The sequence below is a fragment of the Prescottella equi genome, from assembly GCF_020171745.1.
GTDB classification, from domain to species: domain Bacteria; phylum Actinomycetota; class Actinomycetes; order Mycobacteriales; family Mycobacteriaceae; genus Prescottella; species Prescottella equi_A.
The window spans coordinates 59,809-81,945 of sequence record NZ_JAIVAH010000013.1; the positions used below are offsets into that span (position 1 = coordinate 59,809).

The 22,137-nt window shown below is 68.0% G+C and carries 18 protein-coding genes; 12 read left to right on the forward strand and 6 right to left on the reverse strand.

Features of this window, described 5'->3' with window-relative positions; translation table 11 throughout:
* Nucleotides 1-2: 2 nt before the first annotated feature.
* The 4 genes from LCL87_RS10535 to mftR form a co-directional block, all read right to left on the reverse strand.
* Nucleotides 3-365: an SPW repeat protein gene (locus LCL87_RS10535; RefSeq protein WP_225019366.1), complete on the reverse strand. Its 363-nt coding sequence runs from the start codon at nt 363-365 to the stop codon at nt 3-5.
* A 255-nt stretch (nt 366-620) separates the two neighbouring features.
* Nucleotides 621-1,676 (reverse strand): ferredoxin--NADP reductase, encoded by a 1,056-nt coding sequence (locus tag LCL87_RS10540; protein WP_225019367.1) that lies wholly within the window; start codon nt 1,674-1,676, stop codon nt 621-623.
* Between the two features lie 159 nt (nt 1,677-1,835).
* Nucleotides 1,836-2,639, reverse strand: a complete 804-nt coding sequence (gene mftM / locus LCL87_RS10545) for a mycofactocin oligosaccharide methyltransferase MftM (protein ID WP_225019369.1) — start codon at nt 2,637-2,639, stop codon at nt 1,836-1,838.
* Nucleotides 2,636-3,268 carry a mycofactocin system transcriptional regulator MftR gene (mftR, locus tag LCL87_RS10550; protein ID WP_225019371.1) on the reverse strand — a complete coding sequence of 211 codons (633 nt, stop codon included), beginning with the start codon at nt 3,266-3,268 and terminating at the stop codon, nt 2,636-2,638. The genes mftM and mftR overlap by 4 nt, the downstream gene beginning before the upstream one ends.
* Nucleotides 3,269-3,392: 124 nt before the next feature.
* On the opposite strand from mftR, the gene mftA reads away from it, so the two are divergent.
* From mftA to LCL87_RS10585, 7 genes are all read left to right on the forward strand, one after another.
* Entirely contained in the window at nt 3,393-3,494 is a 102-nt protein-coding gene (mftA, locus tag LCL87_RS10555; RefSeq protein ID WP_103143061.1) for a mycofactocin precursor MftA, read from the forward strand.
* Entirely contained in the window at nt 3,479-3,799 is a 321-nt protein-coding gene (mftB, locus tag LCL87_RS10560; protein ID WP_510850737.1) for a mycofactocin biosynthesis chaperone MftB, read from the forward strand. The genes mftA and mftB overlap by 16 nt, the downstream gene beginning before the upstream one ends.
* A gap of 61 nt (nt 3,800-3,860) precedes the next feature.
* Nucleotides 3,861-5,111 (forward strand): mycofactocin radical SAM maturase, encoded by a 1,251-nt coding sequence (gene mftC, locus LCL87_RS10565; RefSeq protein WP_225019375.1) that lies wholly within the window; start codon nt 3,861-3,863, stop codon nt 5,109-5,111.
* A gap of 33 nt (nt 5,112-5,144) precedes the next feature.
* A complete protein-coding gene (gene mftD, locus LCL87_RS10570; protein ID WP_225019377.1) occupies nt 5,145-6,323 on the forward strand; it encodes a pre-mycofactocin synthase MftD in 1,179 nt (392 codons plus the stop codon).
* A gap of 12 nt (nt 6,324-6,335) precedes the next feature.
* Nucleotides 6,336-8,267, forward strand: a complete 1,932-nt coding sequence (locus tag LCL87_RS10575) for a mycofactocin system FadH/OYE family oxidoreductase 1 (protein WP_225019379.1) — start codon at nt 6,336-6,338, stop codon at nt 8,265-8,267.
* A 9-nt stretch (nt 8,268-8,276) separates the two neighbouring features.
* A complete protein-coding gene (locus LCL87_RS10580; protein WP_225019381.1) occupies nt 8,277-9,089 on the forward strand; it encodes a mycofactocin-coupled SDR family oxidoreductase in 813 nt (270 codons plus the stop codon).
* 12 nt (nt 9,090-9,101) lie between these two features.
* A complete protein-coding gene (locus LCL87_RS10585; protein WP_225019383.1) occupies nt 9,102-11,060 on the forward strand; it encodes a mycofactocin system FadH/OYE family oxidoreductase 2 in 1,959 nt (652 codons plus the stop codon).
* A gap of 29 nt (nt 11,061-11,089) precedes the next feature.
* On the opposite strand, the gene LCL87_RS10590 is transcribed toward LCL87_RS10585, so the two are convergent.
* Nucleotides 11,090-12,391: an HNH endonuclease signature motif containing protein gene (locus LCL87_RS10590; RefSeq protein ID WP_225019975.1), complete on the reverse strand. Its 1,302-nt coding sequence runs from the start codon at nt 12,389-12,391 to the stop codon at nt 11,090-11,092.
* Between the two features lie 1,071 nt (nt 12,392-13,462).
* Here LCL87_RS10590 and mftE point away from each other — a divergent pair.
* The 3 genes from mftE to mftG all read left to right on the forward strand — a co-directional run bounded on the left by mftE (nt 13,463) and on the right by mftG (nt 17,098).
* Nucleotides 13,463-14,143 (forward strand): mycofactocin biosynthesis peptidyl-dipeptidase MftE, encoded by a 681-nt coding sequence (mftE, locus tag LCL87_RS10595; protein ID WP_225019385.1) that lies wholly within the window; start codon nt 13,463-13,465, stop codon nt 14,141-14,143.
* 73 nt (nt 14,144-14,216) lie between these two features.
* Nucleotides 14,217-15,614 carry a mycofactocin biosynthesis glycosyltransferase MftF gene (gene mftF / locus LCL87_RS10600; RefSeq protein ID WP_225019387.1) on the forward strand — a complete coding sequence of 466 codons (1,398 nt, stop codon included), beginning with the start codon at nt 14,217-14,219 and terminating at the stop codon, nt 15,612-15,614.
* 2 nt (nt 15,615-15,616) lie between these two features.
* Nucleotides 15,617-17,098, forward strand: a complete 1,482-nt coding sequence (gene mftG, locus LCL87_RS10605; protein ID WP_225019389.1) for a mycofactocin dehydrogenase MftG — start codon at nt 15,617-15,619, stop codon at nt 17,096-17,098.
* A gap of 35 nt (nt 17,099-17,133) precedes the next feature.
* Here mftG and LCL87_RS10610 read toward each other — a convergent pair whose 3' ends face one another.
* Nucleotides 17,134-18,756, reverse strand: coding sequence for an acyl-CoA synthetase (locus LCL87_RS10610; protein ID WP_225019391.1), 1,623 nt, complete (start codon nt 18,754-18,756; stop codon nt 17,134-17,136).
* 305 nt (nt 18,757-19,061) lie between these two features.
* Here LCL87_RS10610 and LCL87_RS10615 point away from each other — a divergent pair, with 305 nt between their 5' ends.
* The gene (locus LCL87_RS10615) at nt 19,062-20,384 is read left to right on the forward strand and encodes a YncE family protein (RefSeq protein WP_225019393.1); all 1,323 of its coding nucleotides are present in this window, start codon (nt 19,062-19,064) and stop codon (nt 20,382-20,384) included.
* A 197-nt stretch (nt 20,385-20,581) separates the two neighbouring features.
* Nucleotides 20,582-22,105, forward strand: coding sequence for an acetaldehyde dehydrogenase ExaC (gene exaC, locus LCL87_RS10620; protein ID WP_225019395.1), 1,524 nt, complete (start codon nt 20,582-20,584; stop codon nt 22,103-22,105).
* Nucleotides 22,106-22,137 lie beyond the last annotated feature (32 nt).

Consider the following 22,137-nt stretch of genomic DNA (forward strand, 5'->3'; position numbering starts at 1 on the left):
GATCAGTGTGCAGCCACCCCTCCGTGCCCGTGCATTCGGGAGCTCATCGCCGGCATACCGACGACGGACACCACGACGGCGAGAGCACCGACGACCCATGCGGTCCAGGCAGCCCCGGTCATGCCGTGGAAGTTCATCACCCACGGGGAGATGAACATCAGCACGCCGAGCACGCCCATCGCGTAGTCGGCCGCGACCATCTCGGGCCGGGCCATGTGGAGCAGTCCGGCAACCGCGACGAGCACGCCGAGCACGATCAGCGACCACACGGCGGCATTGTTGGTGTCGAGCCACAGCGGTGAGAGGGCCGCGTAGGCGCCGATGATGACGGCCGCGTAGTCCTGCCAACGAGTTGATGCCTTCATGACCAGCCTCCTCTGGGAAAGGATCGTGTCCTCACCCCCAGTGTCACGCTGACTGACCGGCCGATCAATATTGTCCGGATTGCACTCGCATCACGGGTTAGTGCAGTTCGGGCCACTTTTCCGTGGCCGAATGTCACACGCGGTCAGGTGGACCGAACCGGTGTGACATTCGGCCACCGACACGGGGCAGGGACGCGAGAAGGGCCCGACCCACCGAACGGTGAATCGGGCCCTTCTGCGAACGGGTGCCGAGTCTCAGAACTCGATCTTGAGGTGATCGGTCACCGGCTTGGCCTGGCAGCCCAGGATGTAGCCGTTGGCGATGTCTTCCTCGTCGAGGACGCCTGCGTGTTCCATGGTGACCTCGCCCTCGAGGACGGTGCAGGCGCACGAGCCGCACTCGCCTTCCTGGCAGGAGTAGGGCACGTCCAGGCCCTTCGACAGCATGACGTCGACGAGCGTCTGCTTCCGCGGCCAGCTGAGGTTGTGCTTCTCGCCGTCCAACTCGATCTCGACGGTGGCGGCGTCGGCGGCCTCCTCCGCGGTGACCTCTTCGAGTTCGACGTCCGCGAACGGGTCACCGCTCAGGGAGTTGAAGACCTCGGCGTGGACCTGCGAGCGCGGCATCCCGGCCTGGGCCAGGGCCTCGTGGATGGTGTCCATGAACGGGCCGGGGCCACACATGAACGCCTCGTACGAGGTGTACGGCGACAGCAGCGTCGCGAGCTGGGTGACGCTGGGCAGACCCTGGACCGTCTCGATCCAGTGGATGATCGTCAGGCGGTCGGGGTACTTGGCGGCCAGCTCGCGCAGCTCGGCAGCGAAGATCACCGACTCGACGTCGCGGTTGCCGTACAGCAGGACGACCTTGCCACCGCCCTGCGTGAGCGCAGACTTCAGGATCGACATGACGGGCGTGATGCCGCTGCCGCCGCCGAAGAGCAGGAAGTCGTGGTCGAGCGACTTCGGGGTGAAGACACCGGCCGGGGGCAGGACCTCGAGCTGGTCGCCCACCTTGAGGTTGTCGCACAGCCAGTTGGAGCCGTAACCCGCGGCGGTGCGCTTGACGGTGACCTTGGGGGCGTCGTCGGTGAACGGCGAGCTCGCGAGGGAGTAGCAGCGGGCGACCGAACCGGTCTGGTCGCTCGGAATGCGCAGCGTCAGGAACTGGCCGGGCTTGTACTGGAACTTGCTCTTCATGTCCGCGGGGACGTCGAAGACCAGCGACCGCGAGTCGGGGGTTTCCTCGATCACCCCGGACACGGTGAGCACCGCGGATCGAGAACTGTGCGGCACGTCGATAGTGGTCATGCGAACTCTGGTCCTCTCGTGGATCAGTGTAGAACGTATAGAACGTGTTCTAGTTTCAGCGTATCAGCGTAGCGACGCTACCGGGGCGATGGTAATTCGCCTCTTCCGGCTCCCGCTGATCGGGAGCGTCCTCGAGAGTGTGACCGGATTCTCGAGGCGTCACGCCTCGAGGACGAGCCATCCGCCGTGGTGGTCGAACACCTCGAACGGCCGGCCCGTCGATGCGCCGAGTTCGCGCAGCGAGTCCGCGTCGAAGGTGCGGACGTGCCCGTGGCAGGCGGTCGCCTCGTCCTCGTAGGGCACCGCGACGACGACGCGTTCGCGGGCGATGCGCAGGGCCTCGGCAACCACGTCGGCGCCGGTGCGGGCGTCGACATGCTCGAGAAGGTGGACCGCGGTCACGGTGTCGGCGCTGTCGTCGGGGACCGGGACGTTCGCGGCGTCGCACACGAGGGTGGTGATCGGGATGTCGAGGCTGGGAGCGACGGCGTCGAGCAGGGTCATCGTGCCCGGCAGGATGTCGGTGGCGGTGACCGGGACGCCGGCGCGGGCCAGGCGCAGCGGCAGGAAGCCGAAGCACGAGCCCAGGTCGAGCACCGAGCCGCGGACCAGTTCGGCGGCCTTGTCGTGGATCGGCGCGAAGTCCGCGGTGCCGTCGAGTAGTTCCTCGAGCGAGTTGCGGTAGTAGACGGTCCACGACTCGAGTGCACCCGGCACGGTCGACCGGACCAGTCCGACCATCGTCAGCTCGAACTCCGTCTGCCCGAAGTCGGCGTCCCCGATCGAGGCGGTCACCTCGGCGACCAGACGCTCGCTGAGCGCCTCGGGTCCCAGTGCGTGCCGCACATGCAGCGAATTGCCGCTACGGGTCAGGGTGATCGGCCCGCTCGGGACGCGTTCGACGGTGACGTGGTCGTGCGACCACAGCCCCGGGGCGCAGGGGGCGAGCGAGTCGAGCGTCATGGGGCGGTTCCGTTCAGTAGCGGCTCGTGCAGTTCGGACAGTCCGGTGTACAGCAGTCGACTGCCCTTTGCGAGCAGTTCGATCAGGTCGAGCGAGTCGTCGGTCAGCCAGGTCTCGTACGCCCCCAGCGCGATGCCGAGCATCATGTAGCCCACCGTTCGGGGCAGTTGATCGGCCGGATCGAGGCCGAGTCTGCCGGCGACGTATTCGGCGATCACCTTGCGCCATCCGTCGTACATCACCACCGAGTACGCCTGCAGCGCGGGAACCACGAAGATCAGTTCCATCCTGCGGCGATGTCCCTCGGCGACCTCGGGCGGGAAGGTGTTGAACGCCATCACCGCCGAGACGAGCGTGTCGAGGATCGACATGTCGTCGGGCATCTCGGCGAGCAGGGTGCGCATCTCGGCCAGGTGCGCGTCGAAGTCGCCCCACGGCACCGCGTTCTTCGACGGGAAGTAGCGGAAGAACGTGCGGCGCGCGATCCCTGCAGCCTCGGCGATGTCGTCGACGCTGGTGTCGTCGAACCCGCGGGTGGCGAACAGGTCGATGCCCACCGCCGCGATGCGGTCGCGTGTGGTGGTCGGCCTCCGGCCGATCCGCGACGACGGGTTTCTACGACTGCGCACTTCTGTGACCTCCTTCACTAGTCATTGTGCACCCGATGCCATTACAGTGGTGAACCGAGTCACAGTGAAGAAGTCACTATGACCGCAGATCCCGCTGCTGGGGTCCGATTTGGAGGAGGAATCGATGTCCGATCGCGACAGTGTCATTTCTGCCAACGAGAGCTCGCTCGTCGAGGAGTCCCTCGTGGAAGAGGTTTCCATCGACGGCATGTGCGGCGTGTACTGATCGTGTCCGAACAGGCCCTCGGCTCCGGCTCGTCGGCCGGCACGATCGATCTCGACGCGGCGTGGAAGCTTCATCCGCAGGTGGCGCTGCGCCCCGAACCTTTCGGGGCGCTGCTCTACCACTTCGGGACGCGCAAGCTGTCGTTCCTGAAGAACCGGACCATCGTCGAGATCGTCGAATCGCTGCCCCAGCACCCGAACGTCGGGGCAGCCCTGCGAGCGCACGGCATCGAGGAGGATGAGGCGCGGCCGTATCTGCGCGCCCTCGGCACCCTGGCCGACTCGCACATGATCGTGCCGTCCTGAACCCAGCCTCTTCTTCACGTTCTGTACCCAACCAGACTCTTCAGATTTGAGGACTCAGCCCATGACCTCAGTTCTCGAGCCGCCCGCGACCATGTCGTCTCCCGCCGCTCCGCTCGTCCCCAAGGTCGGTCGTCTCGTAGACCAGTTCGAACTCGGTCTCGACGCCCCGATCTGTCTCACGTGGGAACTCACCTACGCGTGCAACCTGTCGTGCGTGCACTGCCTGTCGTCCTCGGGACGACGGGATCCGCGCGAGCTCAGCACCGAACAGTGCAAGTCGATCATCGACGAGCTGCAGCGCATGCAGGTCTTCTACGTCAACATCGGCGGCGGTGAACCCACCGTCCGCTCCGACTTCTGGGAGCTGGTCGACTACGCGACCGAGCACCAGGTCGGCGTCAAGTTCTCCACCAACGGCGTCAAGATCGACAAGAAGGTCGCCGAGCGTCTCGCGGCCAGCGACTACGTCGACGTCCAGATCTCCCTCGACGGCGCGACCGCCGAGGTGAACGACGCTGTGCGCGGGCCGGGTTCGTTCGCGATGGCCGTGCGTGCGCTCGAGAACCTCGCGGAGGCGGGGTTCAAGGACGCCAAGATCTCCGTCGTCGTCACCCGTGAGAACGTCAGCCAGCTCGACGAGTTCAAGGCGCTCGCCGACAAGTTCGGTGCAACGCTGCGCATCACGCGGCTGCGTCCGTCGGGCCGCGGCGCCGACGTGTGGGACGAGCTGCACCCCACCCAGGAACAGCAGCGCGAGCTGTACGACTGGCTCGTCGCCAACGGCGAGGGCGTGCTCACGGGCGACTCGTTCTTCCACCTGTCCGCCTACGGCGACGCGCTTCCGGGTCTGAACCTGTGCGGCGCCGGCCGCGTCGTCTGCCTGATCGACCCGATCGGTGACGTGTACGCGTGCCCGTTCGCGATCCACGACCAGTTCCTGGCCGGAAACATCGTCTCGGACGGCGGTTTCCAGCAGGTGTGGCAGCACTCGGAGCTGTTCCAGGATCTGCGGTCGCCGCAGACCGGCGGAGCGTGCAGCAAGTGCAACCACTACGACTCGTGCCGCGGCGGCTGCATGGCGGCCAAGTTCTTCACCGGCCTGCCGATGGACGGCCCGGACCCGGAGTGTGTCCAGGGCTACGGCACGTCCGCGCTCGAGGCGGATCGCACCGTGCCGAAGTCGAGCCAGGACCACTCGCGGACCGGTAAGCGTGCCGAGCGGCGCACGCCGCAGGCGCCGGTTCCGCTGACCCTGCTGACCCGTCCGCCGGCGAAGATCTGCGACGAAAATCCGCTTGCCGGAATGGAATAAGAAGTAGTTCACAAGCAGTACGAGAGGTTTGACATGGCCAAGAGTGCCTGGTTCGAGACGGTCGCCGAGGCGCAGCGGCGGGCGAAGAAACGCCTGCCCAAGTCGGTGTATGCGGCACTGGTCGCCGGCTCCGAGAAGGGGCTGACCGTCGACGACAACATCGCGGCCTTCACCGAACTCGGCTTCGCCCCGCACGTGGCCGGCCTGTCCGGAGAGCGTGATCTGTCGACCACCGTTATGGGCCAGCCCATTTCGATGCCCGTGATGATCTCGCCGACCGGTGTGCAGGCCGTGCACCCGGACGGCGAGGTCGCGGTCGCCCGCGCCGCGGCGGCCCGCGGCACCGCGATCGGGCTCAGCTCCTTCGCGAGCAAGTCCATCGAGGAGGTTGCGGCGGCCAATCCGCAGACCTTCTTCCAGATGTACTGGGTCGGCGACCGCGACACCCTGCTCCAGCGCATGGAACGGGCCCGCGCGGCCGGGGCCACCGGACTGATCATCACGCTCGACTGGTCCTTCTCCAACGGCCGCGACTGGGGCAGCCCGTCCATCCCCGAGAAGATGGACCTCAAGGCGATGTTCCAGTTCGCCCCGGAGGGCATCACGCGCCCGAAGTGGCTGTGGGAGTTCGCCAAGACCGGCAAGGTCCCGGACCTGACGACGCCCAACCTGGCGGCGCCGGGCCAGCAGCCGCCCACGTTCTTCGGTGCGTACGGACAGTGGATGGGCACCCCGCTGCCCACGTGGGAGGACGTCGCCTGGCTGCGTGAGCAGTGGGGCGGACCGTTCATGCTCAAGGGCGTCATGCGCGTCGACGACGCCAAGCGGGCTCTGGACGCCGGTTGCTCCGCGATCTCGGTTTCGAACCACGGCGGCAACAACCTCGACGGCACCCCGGCTCCGATCCGGGCGCTGCCCGCGATCGCGGAGGCGGTCGGCGATCAGCTCGAGGTCGTGCTCGACGGCGGTATCCGCCGCGGCAGCGACGTCGTCAAGGCACTCGCCCTCGGCGCCCGTGCCGTCATGATCGGCCGCGCGTACCTGTGGGGCCTGTCGGCCAACGGCCAGGCCGGTGTCGAGAACGTCCTCGACATCCTGCGCGGCGGCATCGACTCGGCCGTCCTCGGTCTGGGCCACAAGTCGATTCACGACCTGAGCCCCAACGATCTGGTGATCCCCGAGGGCTTCCGCCGCGACCTGGGCGTCGGCTAGAAAACCGCGCACGTGCGCGGCAGTCTCACCGAGCAGTTCACCCTGGCCGGGCGCATCGCCCCGGCCAGGGTGCTGTTCGGTCCGCACGAGACCAACCTGGGGGACGGCCGCGCGCTGTCCCCGCGGCACGTCGCGTACTACGAACGTCGTGCTCGGGGCGGCGCCGGGCTGATCGTCACCGAAACCGCGTCGGTGCACGCGAGTGATTGGCCGTACGAGCGGGCCCCGCTCGCCGCGGCCTGCGAAACCGGTTGGCGTGCGGTGGCCGACGCGTGCCGCCCGCACGGAACACTGGTGCTCGCGGGACTCGGGCACACCGGACTGCAGGGGTCGAGTGCGTGGTCGCAGTCGGCGCTGTGGGCGCCGTCCCGCTTCCCGGACCCGGTGTCGCGTGAGCTGCCGATGGAAATGGAGTCCGGCGAGATCGCCTCGCTCGTCGAGGGTTTCGGCCAGGCCGCGCGGGTCGCGGTGTCCGCTGGGGTCGACGGCATCGAGTTGGACGCCGGACCGTTCTCGCTGCTGCGTCAGTTCCATTCGGGCCTGACGAACCGCCGTGCGGACGGCTACGGCTCCGATCGGCTCCGGCTCACCCGTGAGGTGATCGCCGCGGTGCGCGCCGAACTCGGCGATCGCATCCTGTCGCTGCGGCTCAGTTGTGACGAGCAGGCGCCGTGGGCGGGCGTCACGCCGCAGGACGCGGCGGATCAGGTCGGTGCGCTGGCGGATGCGCTGGACCTGCTCGTCGTGGTGCGCGGCGGGCCGTACTCCACTGCCGCCTATCGACCGGACGGCCACACCGCGCCGGGCTTCAACCTCGACCTGTGCCGATCGATGCGCGCCGCCGCCCGTGGACGGGTCCCGGTGGTGTTGCAGGGCAGCGTCGTCGACGCCGCCCAGGCTCAGCGGGCGCTCGACGACGGTGTCGCGGATCTCGTGGAGATGACCCGGGCACAGATCGCCGACCCGGATCTGGTGGCGCGGGTACGGGGCGGCGCCGCGCCGCGGCCGTGCGTGCTGTGCAACCAGACCTGCCTGGTCCGGGATCCGCGGAATCCGGTGGTGACGTGTATCGGTAACCCGACGGCGGGATTCGAGACGGTCGATCCGGAACCCGTCGAGGTTGCCGGCCCGGCCTGCGCGCTGGTGGTGGGTGGCGGGCCCGCCGGGCTCGAGGCGTCCCGGATCCTCGCGACGCGCGGATTCCGGGTGACGTTGGCGGAGAGGACTGCTCGGCTCGGTGGAATGCTGCGCACCGCGGCCGCCGGGCCGGGACGGGAGCGGCTGTCGCTGTTGGCCGACTGGCTCGAGGCGGAGTGCCGTCGCCTCGGAGTGGATATCAGGACGAACACCGAGATCGGGCCGGACGGTGTGGAGGATGCGCGTCGGGCCGGCGCTGCCGTGGTCGTCGCGGTCGGAAGCACGTCCCGTCCGGCACCGTGTTCGGTGGAGGCGGGAGTGCAGGTGCTCACCGCGGCCGACGTGCTGTCGGGCGCCGGGTCGGATGCGGGACCGGTCGTGGTGATCGACCCCGTCGGCAGTCCGGTCGCGGTGTCGGTGGCGCTGCTGCTGGCCGAGCGGGGGCGGGACGTCGCGATCGCGACACCGGATCAGCTGATCGGTTCGCGACTCGGTCCGACGGGGGATCTGGTAGGCGCGAACAAGCGGCTGCAGGAAGCTGGCGTGACGTCGCATCTTGCAGTTCTCCCGGTGGCCGGGACAGCGGGAGAAGTGTTGCTGCAGAACCGCTTCACGGGTGTTCGCTTCGGCGTACCGTGCTCGGTACTGGTGGACTGTTCGCTTCCGCTGCCGAACGAACAGTTGGCCGTCGGCGAGGAGGCGGCGAGGGTCGGCGATTGCGTCGCCCCCCGCACCGTCCTCGAAGCCGTTCGCGAGGGAAGACTCGCGGCAATGTCCATGTCGCAACACGAGGTAGTCACGGGTTAGGAGATCACGGTGGGACAGTTCGACGGCAAGGTCGCCTTCATCACGGGCGCGGCGCGCGGTCAGGGCCGCACGCACGCGGTGCGGTTGGCGCGTGAGGGCGCCGCGATCATCGCGGTGGACGTCTGCAAGAGCGTCACCGACCACAACACGTACGACGCCGCGACGGCCGACGACTTCGCGGAGACCGTGCGCCTCGTCGAGGCCGAGGGCGCGAAGATCTACGCCCGTGAGGCGGACGTCCGCGACAGCGCGGCGCTCAAGGCTGTCGTCGATGCGGGTGTCGAGCAGTTCGGTCGACTCGACATCGTGATCGCCAACGCCGGCATCTGTAACTGGAACCGCTTCTGGGAGATGTCCGATGATCAGTGGGAGACGCTGATCGACATCAACCTCACCGGCTCGTTCAAGACTCTCAAGGCCGCGGTGCCGGCGATGATCGAGGCCGGCAACGGTGGCTCGATCATCATCGTCAGTTCGGTGGCCGGCATCAAGGCACTGCCCGGTCAGGCGCACTACGCGGCGTCGAAGTTCGGTCTGGTCGGTCTCACGCAGGCCGCGGCGAAGGAATTGGGCGAGTACAAGATCCGCGTCAACTCGATCCACCCGTACGGCGTCAACACCCACATGGGCACCGATGCGGGCAGCCTCGTCATCCTGCAGCAGTACCCGCATTACGGGCCGAGCTTCGCGCCGATCCTCACCGAGAAGCCCATCGCCGACCCCGACGACATCTCGGATGCGGTGTTGTGGCTCGCCGGTGACGGAGCCAAGACGGTCACGGCCAGCCAGGTCGCGCTGGATCAGGGCAACACCAAGGTCTGACGCGACCGATCCATGCTGTATCCATGGTTGTCGTCCCCGCTCCGCGTCGGCGGGCGGACCCTGCGCAATCGGGTCGTGTTCACCGCGCACCTGACCAACTACGCGCACGGGGGTCTGCCCACCGAGCAGCATGCCGCGTACTACGCGGCGCGTGCCGCCGGCGGGGCGGGGATGATCATCACCGAGGAGCAGTGCGTCCACCCGTCGGACTGGCCGTACGAGAAAGTGATTCACGGCTACCGTCCGGCGGTGATCGACGGCTACCGCAGGATCACCGACGCCGCGCACGCTCACGGTGCGGTGATCCTCGCGCAGCTCAACCACAACGGCGGTCAGGGTTCGGGGCTGTACTCGCGCCGACCGCTGTGGGCGCCGAGCCCTGTCCCGGATCCGCTGTTTCGCGAGGTCCCCAAGGCGCTCGACGGCGCGGAGATCGCGGAACTGGTCGAGGCCTACGCCGTCGTCGCCGGGCACTGCCGCGACGGGGGATTCGACGGCGTCGAACTGCAGGGCTCGCAGTCGTCGCTCATACGCGGTTTTCTGTCGTCGGCCACGAACCGGCGCGACGATGGCTACGGCGGTTCGATCGAGAACCGTGCCCGGTTCCTCGTCGAGGTGATCGCGGCCGTGCGCGCCGCGATCGGTCCGGATCTGATTCTGGGTGTGCGCCTTTCGGGCGATGAGCAGGTGCCTGGCGGGATCGTGCTCGACGAGGCGGTGGCCGTTGCCCGGATCGTGGAGGCGTCGGGCGGCGTCGACTACATCAACACCACGATGGGCGTGGCGACAGAGACGCTGCACCTGGTGGAGCCGTCGATGGCGACTCCGCGTGGCTACGCGCTGCACATCTCGGAGGCGATTCGACGCGAGGTCACGCTGCCGGTGGTCGGGGTGGGTCGGCTGAAGGAACCCGCGGAAGCGGAGCTCGCTCTCGCCGACGGCCGCTGCGATCTCGTCGGCATCGCACGCGGGCAGATCGCCGACCCGGACTTTGCTGCGAAGGCACTGCGTGGCGCCGACGACGAGATCCGCACCTGCCTGTCGTGCAATCAGGAGTGTGTCGGACGCATGGGCCTGGGCCGGTGGCTGGGCTGCGTCGAGAATCCGCGTGCCGGTCGGGAATCGGTACCGTTGCCCGATCCACGACTGCCGGGCAGACGCGTCGTGGTGGTCGGAGGCGGTCCGGCCGGGCTGTCGGCGGCGGCGACCGCGGCGGAGCGCGGGCATCGGGTGACACTGTTCGAACGTTCGCCCGTCGTGGGTGGCCAGATCAGTGTCGCGGCGTCTGCTGCCGGACGCGGCGAGTTGGGTGACCTGGTGCGGAACCTCGAGCGCGAGTGTGCGCGTCGCGGAGTGCGGATCGAGACCGGTGTCGAGATGAGCGCGGAGCAATTGCTGGCAGAGTCGCCGGACGTCGTGGTGGTCGCGACGGGGGCACGACCGGTCCGCCCGTGGTGGGCGGGGGAGTGCACGCGTGTCGCTCATGCCCGGGACGTGCTCGATGGAACCGCCGCCCCGGCCGGTCGTGTTCTCGTGGCGGACGAACTGGGTTTCCAGCAGGGTCCCTCCGTGGCGGAGACGTTGGCGGCACGCGGGTGTGCGGTCACTATCTGTACGCCGGGCATGATTGTGGGACAGGACCTGGGCGTCACCCTCGACATGGAGCGGTGGCAGCAGCGTGCGCACCGTGCCGGCATCGAGCAGTGGACCGATGTGGCGGTGAGCGGTGTGGCCGACGTGGTCGGCAGGCTCGAGGTCACGCTGGACAACCACCTCACGGGAGTCGCGCGCACCGAGGAGTTCGATTGGGTGGTCTGTGCCATCCATCAGGAACCCTGTGACGATCTGTGGAAGTCGTTGACACACAGCAGCTCCACTCCGTTCGAGGTGTACAGGATCGGGGACGCCGTGACGCCCCGCCGCTCGCATGCCGCAGTGCTCGAGGGGCATCGGGTGGCGGTGTCGCTGTAACGGAGCACTTCCGTACCCGTCGCACGTTCCTATGCCGCGTGAGGTCCGGCACGATTGTGGGCTGGGATGGGTTTCTTGTAGGGGTCGACGGTCGATGGTGGGGTGAACCACGGCTTTCTGTCAGTGCCGATTTTCACTTCCCAGTGGGAGTGATGCAGCAGCTGGTGGTGGTAGCGGCAGAGCAGGACGAGGTTGTCGAGGTCGGTGGGTCCGCCGTCTGCCCAGTGTTTTACGTGGTGGCCTTCGCAGTGGGCGGGTGGCGCGCCGCAGCCGGGGAAGGCGCAGCCGTGATCGCGGGCAACCAGTGCCCGGCGCTGCTTCTTCGGCACCGTCCTGCTCGAGCGACCCAGATCGATCGGGACGCCGTCGCTCATGACGATCGGCGTGAGGTGGCAGTCGCAGGCCAATCTGCGTGCGGTCGCGATCGACAGCGGCCCCATGTGCGGCATGCGGGCAACGTCTGTGTCGCCGAACAGGTCCGGATCACCGTGCGCATCCGTCCACTCGTGATCCGCTTCGGCGCGGGCGAGATCGGTGGCGTTCACGTGCAGGGATAGGTGGGGCCGTTCGCCGCCTTCGATCGGTGCGTCGCCGGAATCGAGATAGCGGCGCAGGATCTCGGCGAACGCGTCCGCGCGCTGCCGCGCCGGGGTGCGGGCGCCGGCAGGGTCGTCCATCGGGTTGCATGGCTTGGTCAATGCCGACAGCGCGGTCAACAGCATCTCACCGGTCACCGCGTCGAGATCACCCTTTACCGCGACCCGCCCGTTCAGAGTTTTCGAGGCGTGGAATTCGTTGCGCTCGGTGTCCTCGCTCGGTGGCAGTTCGTCGGATTCGAAGATCCGCTCCAACCTGGAGATGCACGTGCGGACCGTCGTCGTGGTCGCGGCGGGACCGGTGGCGCTGTCCAGCAACACCTTCCGGCACGCATCCAACGCCTCGTTCGGCATGCCGCGCGGCGGGGTTTCGCAGAACTTCCCGATCAGTGCGGCGTGCTCGGCGGAGATGGCGCAGGCGTTGAAGGCGTCGGCGATCTCGGGTTGTCGGCTCAGCATGCGGCCCAACCCGAGAATTCGTCCCGCGGTCGATACTTCCAGCAGCGTGTTCGCCGCCAGCCACATCTTCACACTCCGAAAACCGAGGGTGTCGAACGCGACTGCGCGCTCGTCGATTTCGGCAACGGCAGCGGCACGAAGGGCTTCGAGTTGTTCCATCGCGTGGCAGATGTCGAGCGTGGTCTGCAGCAGCGAGATCTCGGGCAGCGTGCCCATGTCTTCGGGCCGCGGCGCCGTGACCACGATGCACGAATTGTTGAGTCCCCCCGGATTCATGACTCGATCGTAGTTCGAACTGATGTTCGAGTCAATGGCTTTCTCGTGCGTCAATCGTGAACACCTTCCGGTGCAGACCAGGCGGTGACGACAGATGCGATTCCCGAGAGGTGCGACACACGGCTGAGGCCGGACGCATCGGCCTTTCGAGCCGCTATCGGCGGCGAGAGTGACGCCACCCGAAGAGTGCAAGGGCCGCAACCGCGGCGATTGCGGTGACGATCGCGACCGCAATCCACACGCGAGGAGCCCCGGTGTCGACGCTGCTGGTGGATGACTCATCCGCCGTTACGCTCGTGACCTCCGGGCTCGGAGTTCGGGGCCGGCCGTACACGGTGAGCGCTGCTTCGCGAGTGTGGTTGTCGGTGGAGTCCGTTGTTGCCGAGCAACTGTTGACGGACCACTGTGCTCCGTGGGTCTCGTAGGTGGAGGTGAAGACCAGGTACTCGGTGCCGACCTCGAAACCGCGCCCACACGCGGGGCCCTGCACGCTCGACGAGACAGTGGTCGAGGCGCCGACATCTCCGGCGAACACTTCGCGAACCTCGAACTCGTAGAAGGCGGTCTGATCAACGATGCTCTCGGAGGTGGCGGTTCCGGTGAATGCCGCCGCGGCATGAGACACCTGATCGATGATCTGAGATCCATCGGCACTGTAGGCGCACGAGCAGGCTCGAGCCAGGGTGGGTGTGGCCAACGGAACGCCGGCCGCGAGTCCCATTACCGCGAGGATCGACATCAGCCAGCGCACAATCTCCCCCTGAACTCCGAATCGGCGACGCTCGCCGCCCCGAATCGATGCTAGGGAAAAGAAACCGATCAGTCGACGTTGTACGGGTGCTGGTGCTGAACGCGTTTCCTCGTCAGATGTCGGGTGGCGGGGAGAGGTCCACGCCGGCGGGCGGGGGCCAGTCGGCGCAGGGTCCCATCGAAGGTCGCTGCGTAGAGTGCCGAGCCGTCGCTATGCGGGCCGATGCGCACCGAGCTCGGTCCGGTCCATCCGCTCGACAGGTCGGACGCGGTGGTGCACGCCGCACCGGCATGCACGACAGCCTCGCCTACCATCGACCGATGGATCTCGCCCGCACCCCGTGGCCCGACGTCACGCGCGACGACCTCACCGTCGCGGTCCCGGTCGGATCGTTCGAGCAGCACGGCCCGCACTTGCCGCTGGATACCGACACCCGCATCGCGACGGCGGTGGCCCGCGCGCTCACCGGTGTCGCCCAGGCCCCGGCGATCGCTTACGGGGCCAGCGGCGAGCACGAGGGGTTCGCCGGCACGGTTTCGATCGGCACGGAGGCGCTCGAGATGTTGCTCGTCGAGTACGGCCGGTCGGTGTGTCGGTGGGCGCGGCGTGTCGTGTTCGTCAACGGCCACGGAGGGAACGGCCCGGCGCTGGTGAAGGCCGTCGAACTCCTTCGCTACGAGGGCCGAGACGTCGCGTGGCTGCCGTGTGCCGTGCCGGCGGCGGACGCGCACGCGGGACGCACCGAAACATCCCTGCTGCTGCATCTTTCACCCGCTGACGTCGCGATGGACCGCGCCGAGCCCGGCAACACCGCGCCCATCGCGGAACTCATGCCGCAACTGCGGTCGGGCGGCATGCTCGCGGCGACCCCCAACGGCATTCTCGGCGACCCGACCGGGGCCACCGCGGAGGAGGGGGAAAGACTGTTCGCAGACCTCGTTCGCCGGGCCGGGAAGGCGATCCAGAACTGGTCCCCACTGCCCGACGGGAGACTGGTGTGACTGGTGTGGCGGTTTGTCCCGGTTTTTCGCAGCAAGTTCTGCCCGTGACCGCACGGCCCCTTAACATCGTCTGATGCGCAATGCTCGACTTCCCGACGGGTTCGGGGTCCGCCTCGATCCCCAGGTACGCGCCTACTCGGGAGGCCGGGTCCTGATCGGCGGCTCACCCATGCGGATGCTCAAGCTCGCACCCGCGGCGGCCGAGATGATCGGTGACGGCTACCTCGAGGTCGTGGACTCGCAGACCGCGATGGTGGCGCGGCGACTGCTGGATTCCGGAGTCGGCAATCCGCGTCCCATGAGCACCCCGTCGCCCAGCGACGTGACGGTCGTCGTGCCGATCCGCGACAACGTCGACGGCATAGCCCGTCTGGTGCCGGCACTGCGGGGGCTGAACGTCATCGTCGTCGACGACGGTTCCGCCACCCCGCTCGAGCTTCCTGACCTGTCCGAGTGCACCGCGCACGTGACGCTGCTGCGACACGACTCCTCCAGGGGCCCCGCCGCCGCCCGAAACACGGGACTGCGTTCGGCACAAACACCTTTCGTGGCCTTCCTGGACTCGGACGTGGTGCCGCGGACGGGCTGGCTCGAGCTCATGCTGGGGCATTTCAGCGACCCCGCGGTGGCGCTGGTGGCGCCGCGCATCGTGGCCCTCGAACCGGAGGGGTCGGTGTTGGCCCGATACGAGCACACCCGCTCGTCGCTCGACCTGGGCCGCAAGGAGGCTGCCGTCCGCTCCGGCAGTCCGGTCGCGTACGTGCCGAGTGCCGCGATGCTGGTGCGCCGCGACGCCCTGGTGGAGGCCGGCGGATTCGACGAGACCATGCACGTCGCGGAGGACGTCGACCTGTGTTGGCGCCTGCAGGAGTCCGGGTGGCGGCTGCGCTACGAACCGGTCTCGCAGGTGGCGCACGACCACCGCGTCACCTTCGGGAAGTGGTTCACCCGCAAACTCTTCTACGGCACCGGCGCCGCCCCGCTGGCGTCACGGCACGAGGGCCTGGTCCCGCCCGTCGCTATGTCGAAGTGGACGCTCTTCGCCCTGCTCGCGGCGGCGACGTGCACGCGCATCGGTCTGCTCGGCAGCCTCGTGACGACGCTCGTGACGATGACCCGGTTGCGCCGCACGTTCCGCGAACTCGACCAGCCGACGCGGATCGCGGCGATCCTCGCGGCTCGCGGCTTTGCCGGTGGCGCATGGCAACTCGCGTCCGCGATGTGCCGCCACTACTGGCCGGTGACGCTCCTGGCGGTCCTGTGCTCCCGGCGTATCCGGCGTCTGGCGCTCGCGGTGGCCGTCACCGAAGGTGTCGTGGACTGGACGAAGCATCGTCAGCCCGGCGGCTTGGACCCGCTGCGGTACACGGCGTTCAAGCGCCTCGACGACATCGCATACGGCGCGGGCCTGTGGCAGGGCGCCGTTCGTGCCCGTGATCTGCGGGCGCTCGCACCCCGTATCGGCAGCTGACAGTGCAATCGGACGTCCCGAATCCGACCGAGTCCGCCGACGTCGTCGTCATCGGTGGCGGCTCGTGCGGAAGCGTCCTCGCCGGACGGCTCAGTGAGGATTCGAGCCGTCGCGTCCTGCTGATCGAATCCGGTCCGGGACATCACATTCCCTCGGAATATCCCCCCGAACTGGTCGATGCCGGCGTCCTTCCGGTGGGACCCGACAGCCGCTGGGTGTGGCCGTACCCGGTGAACCTGACCAGCGACCGGTCGGGGTGGATCGCGCGCGGCCGGGTCCTCGGAGGCTCCGGTGCGGTCAACGGCGGCTACTTCGTGCGGGCTCAGGTCGACGACTTCGCGCACTGGCCGGCGTCGTGGTCCTTCGAGCACGTCCTGCCGCACTACAGGCGCATCGAATCCGACGCGGACTTCACCGGACCGTGGCACGGATCGAACGGGCCCATCCCGGTGCACCGCGAACCTCGCGACAGCTGGCACCCGGTGAGCAGCGCCTTCGCCGACGTCGCGCGCGACGCCGGGCATCCCGAGGACCCGGACAAGAACGCGCCCGGATCCCACGGCGTCGGCCCGGTGCCGCTCAACATCCGTGACGGCGTCCGGGTGGGTCCGGCGTCGGCCTACCTGCTGCCGAATCTGGCCCGCCCCAACCTCACGGTGCGTTCCGGTGCGACCGTCACCCGGCTGCTGTTCGAAGGAACCCGCGTTGCCGGACTCGAGATCGTGACGGATGCGGGGCGGCACACGATCCGGGCCTCGACGGTGGTCCTCACCGCCGGTGCGGTCGCGACCCCGCACCTGCTCATGCTCTCCGGAGTCGGCGACGCACGGCACCTGGGAGATCTGGGCATCGAGGTGGTCGCGGACCTGCCCGCGGTGGGATCCGACTTCAGCGACCATCCGGAGGTGGTGCTGCCGTACCGCTACCGCCTGCCGGTCGCCCGGACCACGAGGATGCCGGCGCTGCAGGTGACCCTGAACACCGATGACATCGAAATGCGGCCCTACACAGCGTCGTTCGGCGATCTCATTCCCGGATCCGGAATCGGCCGGCCGTGCCTCGGGGTGGTGCTGATGAAGCCGCACAGTCGCGGCGAGATCCGGCTGGTCTCGGCCGATCCGGGGGATCCGCCGTCCGTGTCCTATCGCTACCTCGAGTCGGCCGCGGACCGGGACGCCCTGCGGTCCGCGGTGACCCACGCGGCCGACCTGATGCGCACCGGTGCGATGAGCGCGCTCGTGGACCCCGACGACGTCGACACCTCGGACGAGTGGCTGTCCGATCATCTCGGTACGTCGCTGCACCTGTCGGGCAGTTGCCGGATGGGGACCGACCCGGCGACGTCGGTGGTGGACGAGCGGTGCCGTGTCCACGGCGTCGACGGACTGTTCATCGTCGACACGTCGATCTTCCCGGCGATCCCTAGTCGGGGCCCGCACGCCACCGCCGTGATGGTGGCGGAGCGTGCGAGCACCCTCCTGTGAATCGGCTCGAGACGGGACTCAGCTGGTGACGGGACTCAGCTGGTGACGGCGTCCGACGCGGCGACGTCGGTGGCCCAGCGGTAGTCGGCCTTACCGGCCGGCGTGCGCTTGACCTCGTCGACGACCACGAACGCGCGCGGCACCTTGTAGCCCGCGAGTGTCTGGCGGCAGTGGTCCTGGACGGTGTCGAGGGTCAGCTCGTCGGAGCCGGGGTACACCGCGACGACGGCCGCGACCCGCTGACCCATCCGCTCGTCCGGCACCGGCACGACGAGCGCGTCGGAGATCGACGGGTGTGCGTGCAGGGCCGCCTCGACCTCCTCGGCAAAGACCTTCTCGCCACCGGTGTTGATGCACTGCGACCCGCGTCCGAGGAAGACGATGGTGCCGTCCGCCTCGATCGTGCCCATGTCGCCGAGCACCGAGATGCGGGTGCCGTCGTCGCGGGTGGGGAAGGTGCGGGCAGTCTTCTCCTCGTCCTTGTAGTACCCGAGCGGGACGTTGCCGATGCGCGCGATGTAGCCGATCTCGTCGGAGCCCGCGGGAATCTGCTCGAGACGCTCGTCGACCAGGATCAAGTTGGGCGACGGAGGCATGCGCAGGTTGCCGTTGTCGTCGATCGTGAACGCGCCGTCGTTGCCGGACTCCGACGCACCGAAGTTGTCGCGCAGCAACAGTTCCGGCTTGACGGCCAGCATCCGCTCGCGCACGCTCAGCGACCAGATCGCGCCGCCGGAGGTGATCGAGAACAGCGAGCTGAGATCGACCTCGCCCTTGCGGCGTTCCATCTCGTCGACCAGGGGCAGTCCCATGCCGTCGCCGACGATGAGGATCACCTGCAGCTTGTCCTTCTCGATGCCCTCGACCACCTTGACGGGATCGAAGTCGCGCATCACCACCAGGCGGGCGCCGAGCGTGAAGAAGGTGAACAGTGAGTACGACGCGGCCCCGTGCATGAGCGGCGCCGCGATCAGGAACGTCATGTCGGGGAATTCCTTGGCGGCGGCCGCGATCTCCGCGAGATCCTTGCGGGCTTCCGCGCCGTAGGGGTTGCCGCCCGACAGCGGCTTGTGGAAGAAGTCGTCGTGGCGCCACATGACGCCCTTCGGGTAGCCGGTGGTGCCGCCCGTGTACAGCACGTACAGGTCGTCACCCGACCGAGCGGGGAAATCGGTGGCGTCCGAGTGGGTCAGGGAATCGGCGAACGGCAGTACTGTCACGGAACGTGACTCGGCTGCGGCGAGCAGCTCCTGCTCCGGTTCGCCGACGACGATCACGGTCCGGACCAGCGGGCAGTTGTCGAGGAGACCTGCCAGGGTGCGCTGGTGCTCGGGGAGTTCGACGACCACGGCCACCGAGTCCGAGTTGGTGAAGATGTACTCGAGCTCGGAGGGGGTGTACCGGTAGTTCACGTTGATCGGGACCGCACGGATCTTGAGGAGTCCCAGGAGTGACGTCACGTGCTCGACGCTGTTCTTCAGGAAGAGCGCCACGTGTTCGCCCGGCGCGACCCCGGCCTCGGACAGGAAGTGCGCAACCTTGTTCGCTTCCGCGTTCAGGCTCGCGTACGACAGGTGCTGCCCCTCGTACGTCAGCGCGATGCGGTCGGGCACGGCTGCCGCGACGGTCTCGAAGATATCGGCCAGGTTGAACTGCATCGACATTCCTTCCAGAGCAACGACTCATCCGGTGGAACGCGTTCCACCTCTGATCCGCACACTAGCCAGTCGGATGCCGGTTTCGGGACGAAATCGGACATCGGGTGACCTCGATGCAGGGGAGTGCTCCCGGTCGACTTGCGGCGAGGATCGGCGAAACCCGTCGCTGGGTTCGACTGCCGCCGAGGAGTAAAGCAGTTTTTGGACGAATGTCCGTTATGTTCTTTCTCGGGTGGCTACTCGATCGTGGCTGCTGCGCGCTCTCCGGAAGAGCACGGACTGCACCGGGAAGGGAACATCCACGTATGTCCATCATTGATCGGCCACGCCCGCGTGTGCGAAGGTCTCGTGCCGCCGCGGCCTTCGGCGTCGGTGGGTTCACCCTCGCCGCGGTCTTGTCCACCGCTGTTGCCGCGCCGTCGGCCGCGGACACCGTCACCCACACCATCACGGTCGGCGTGAATCCGGAAGGGGTGGCGATCAGCGGTGACCGCGCCTACGTCACCAACTTCGGCAGCGGCACGGTGTCGGTGATCGACACCGCCGCGACCCCGCCCGCCGTCATCGGTACCCCGATCCCGGCCGGCGGGAGTCCGTCCGGGTTGGCGATCACCCCGGACAGCGCCCGCGCCTTCGTCACCAACTGGAACAGCAGCACGGTGTCGGTGATCGACATCGCCACCGAAGCCGTCGCGACCGTCGGGGTCGGGAAGAATCCGGGCGCGGTGGCGATCAGTGGTGACCGCGCCTACGTCACCGACAACGGCAGCGACACGGTGTCGGTGATCGACACTGCCGCGATCCCGCCCGCTGTCACCGCGACCATCCGGGCACTCTCGGAACCGTCCGGGGTGGCGGTCAGTGGTGACCGCGCCTACGTCGCCAACAACGGCAGCGACACGGTGTCGGTGATCGACACTGCCGCGACCCCGCCCGCTGTCATCGACACCATCACCGTCGGCGCGAATCCGTACGGTGTGGCGATCAGTCCGGACGGCGCCCGCGCCTACGTCACCAACTGGAACAGCAATACGGTGTCGGTGATCGACACCGCCACCAATGCTGTCACCGCGACCGTCCCGGCCGGTGCGACTCCGTCCGCGGTGGCGGTCAGCGGTGACCGCGCCTACGTCACCAACCAGGGCAGCGGCACGGTGTCGGTGATCGACACCGCCGCGACCCCGCCCGTCGTCACCGCGACCATCGCCGTCGGCGCGACCCCGGCCGGGGTGGCGATCAGCCCGGACGGCGCCCGCGCCTACGTCACCAACTTGGCCGGCAACACCGTGTCCGTGATCGCGATCGAGCTGGCACCCACCCTCACCGGAACCCCCGCCGCCGGAACCGTCGACCAGCCCTACAGCCACGCCTTCACCGTCACCGGCCAACCCGCCCCCACCGTGACCGCCACCGGCACCCTGCCCGACGGACTTGTTCTGTCGCAGGACGGCGTGCTGTCCGGAACCCCCACCGCCGCCGGTCGGTTCGAGTTCGTCCTCACCGCCTCCAACGGCATCGGCGCCGACGCCGTCCTGCCCGTGGTTCTCGACATCACCGACACCGCCCCGCCCGCGACCGGATCGTTCGGTTCGTTCGGCAGTGTCGGTTCTCTGAACTGGACATCCTGACCCGCCGACACCATCACCACTCACGTCCTGTGGCCGCGCACCCGATCTGGGTGGGCGGCCACAGGCCTTCCCGCCGATCCGAACCGCGCCGTCGCCCAGTTGTGACCACTTCGGCCGCGTAATCGCAACGTTCACGTGATTGTGTCCTGTGTCACACCCCGAGTGAGGTGTTCGTCCCGGCAGAGAAGGAGTCTTCGATGAGCGTGTACGCCCGCCCCGGTTCGCCCGATGCCCTGATGTCCTTCGAATCGCGCTACGACAACTGGATCGGCGGCGAGTGGGTGGCGCCGGTCAAGGGGCAGTACTTCGAGAACCCGACGCCGATCACCGGCAAGCCGTTCTGCGAGGTCGCGCGGTCGACGGCCGAGGACATCGAACTCGCGCTCGACGCCGCGCACGCCGCCGCACCCGCGTGGGGGAAGACGCCGGTGGCGGAGCGAGCGCTCGTCCTGAACAGGATCGCCGACCGGATCGAGGCGAACCTCGAGAAGATCGCGCTCGCCGAGTGCTGGGACAACGGCAAGCCGATCCGAGAGACGCTCAACGCCGACATCCCGCTCGCGGTCGACCACTTCCGCTACTTCGCGGGGGCGATCCGGGCGCAGGAGGGTGCGCTGTCGGAGATCAACGCCGACACCGTCGCCTACCACTTCCACGAGCCGCTCGGTGTGGTCGGACAGATCATTCCGTGGAACTTCCCGATCCTGATGGCGACGTGGAAACTCGCGCCCGCGCTCGCCGCCGGCAACGCCGTCGTCCTCAAGCCGGCGGAGCAGACACCGGCGTCGGTGATGTACCTGTTCTCGATCATCGGCGACCTGCTGCCGCCGGGTGTGGTCAACATCGTCAACGGGTTCGGCACCGAGGCGGGCAAGCCGCTCGCGTCGAGCCCGCGGATCAAGAAGATCGCGTTCACCGGCGAGACGACGACCGGCCGGCTGATCATGCAGTACGCGTCGCAGAACCTCATTCCCGTCACGCTCGAGCTCGGCGGCAAGAGCCCCAACGTGTTCTTCTCGGACGTCCTCGCCGCGAACGACGGCTTCCAGGACAAGGCACTCGAGGGTTTCACGATGTTCGCGCTCAACCAGGGCGAGGTGTGCACGTGCCCGTCGCGCGCGTTGATCCAGCGCGACATCTTCGACGACTTCCTCGCGCTTGCGGCGGTGCGCACCAAGGCGGTTCGGCAGGGCGATCCGCTCGACACCGAGACGATGATCGGTGCGCAGGCGTCGAACGACCAGCTCGAGAAGATCCTGTCGTACATCGAGATCGGGAAGAACGAGGGCGCACGGGTCATCACGGGCGGCGAGCGAGCCGAACTCGGTGGTGACCTGTCCGAGGGGTTCTTCGTTCAACCGACGATCTTCACCGGCACCAACGACATGCGGATCTTCCAGGAGGAGATCTTCGGTCCGGTCGTGTCCGTGACGTCGTTCGCGGACTACGACGAGGCCATCGCGATCGCGAACGACACGCTCTACGGTCTCGGTGCCGGGGTGTGGTCGCGGGACGGCAGCGTCGCGTACCGGGCCGGACGCGACATCCAGGCCGGCCGGGTGTGGACCAACACGTACCACCAGTACCCCGCGCACGCGGCGTTCGGCGGCTACAAGCAGTCCGGCATCGGCCGCGAGAACCACCACATGATGCTCGACCACTACCAGCAGACGAAGAACCTGTTGGTCAGCTACGCCCCCGAGGCCCAGGGCTTCTTCTGAGCGCCGCACCCCACATCCCCGAGTCCGGAGGT

What these genes read in the sequence shown, in the direction of transcription:
- mftD (WP_225019377.1), top strand. Translation starts at nt 5,145, where the DNA reads ATGGCCAAGAGTGCCTGGTTCGAGACGGTCGCCGAGGCGCAGCGGCGG.
- exaC (WP_225019395.1), top strand. Translation starts at nt 20,582, where the DNA reads ATGAGCGTGTACGCCCGCCCCGGTTCGCCCGATGCCCTGATGTCCTTC.
- mftE (WP_225019385.1), top strand. Translation starts at nt 13,463, where the DNA reads ATGGATCTCGCCCGCACCCCGTGGCCCGACGTCACGCGCGACGACCTC.
- mftC (WP_225019375.1), top strand. Translation starts at nt 3,861, where the DNA reads ATGACCTCAGTTCTCGAGCCGCCCGCGACCATGTCGTCTCCCGCCGCT.
- LCL87_RS10615 (WP_225019393.1), top strand. Translation starts at nt 19,062, where the DNA reads ATGTCCATCATTGATCGGCCACGCCCGCGTGTGCGAAGGTCTCGTGCC.
- mftF (WP_225019387.1), top strand. Translation starts at nt 14,217, where the DNA reads ATGCGCAATGCTCGACTTCCCGACGGGTTCGGGGTCCGCCTCGATCCC.
- LCL87_RS10610 (WP_225019391.1), bottom strand. Translation starts at nt 18,756, where the DNA reads ATGCAGTTCAACCTGGCCGATATCTTCGAGACCGTCGCGGCAGCCGTG.
- LCL87_RS10590 (WP_225019975.1), bottom strand. Translation starts at nt 12,391, where the DNA reads ATGAATCCGGGGGGACTCAACAATTCGTGCATCGTGGTCACGGCGCCG.
- LCL87_RS10540 (WP_225019367.1), bottom strand. Translation starts at nt 1,676, where the DNA reads ATGACCACTATCGACGTGCCGCACAGTTCTCGATCCGCGGTGCTCACC.
- mftM (WP_225019369.1), bottom strand. Translation starts at nt 2,639, where the DNA reads ATGACGCTCGACTCGCTCGCCCCCTGCGCCCCGGGGCTGTGGTCGCAC.
- LCL87_RS10585 (WP_225019383.1), top strand. Translation starts at nt 9,102, where the DNA reads ATGCTGTATCCATGGTTGTCGTCCCCGCTCCGCGTCGGCGGGCGGACC.
- mftA (WP_103143061.1), top strand. Translation starts at nt 3,393, where the DNA reads ATGTCCGATCGCGACAGTGTCATTTCTGCCAACGAGAGCTCGCTCGTC.
- LCL87_RS10535 (WP_225019366.1), bottom strand. Translation starts at nt 365, where the DNA reads ATGAAGGCATCAACTCGTTGGCAGGACTACGCGGCCGTCATCATCGGC.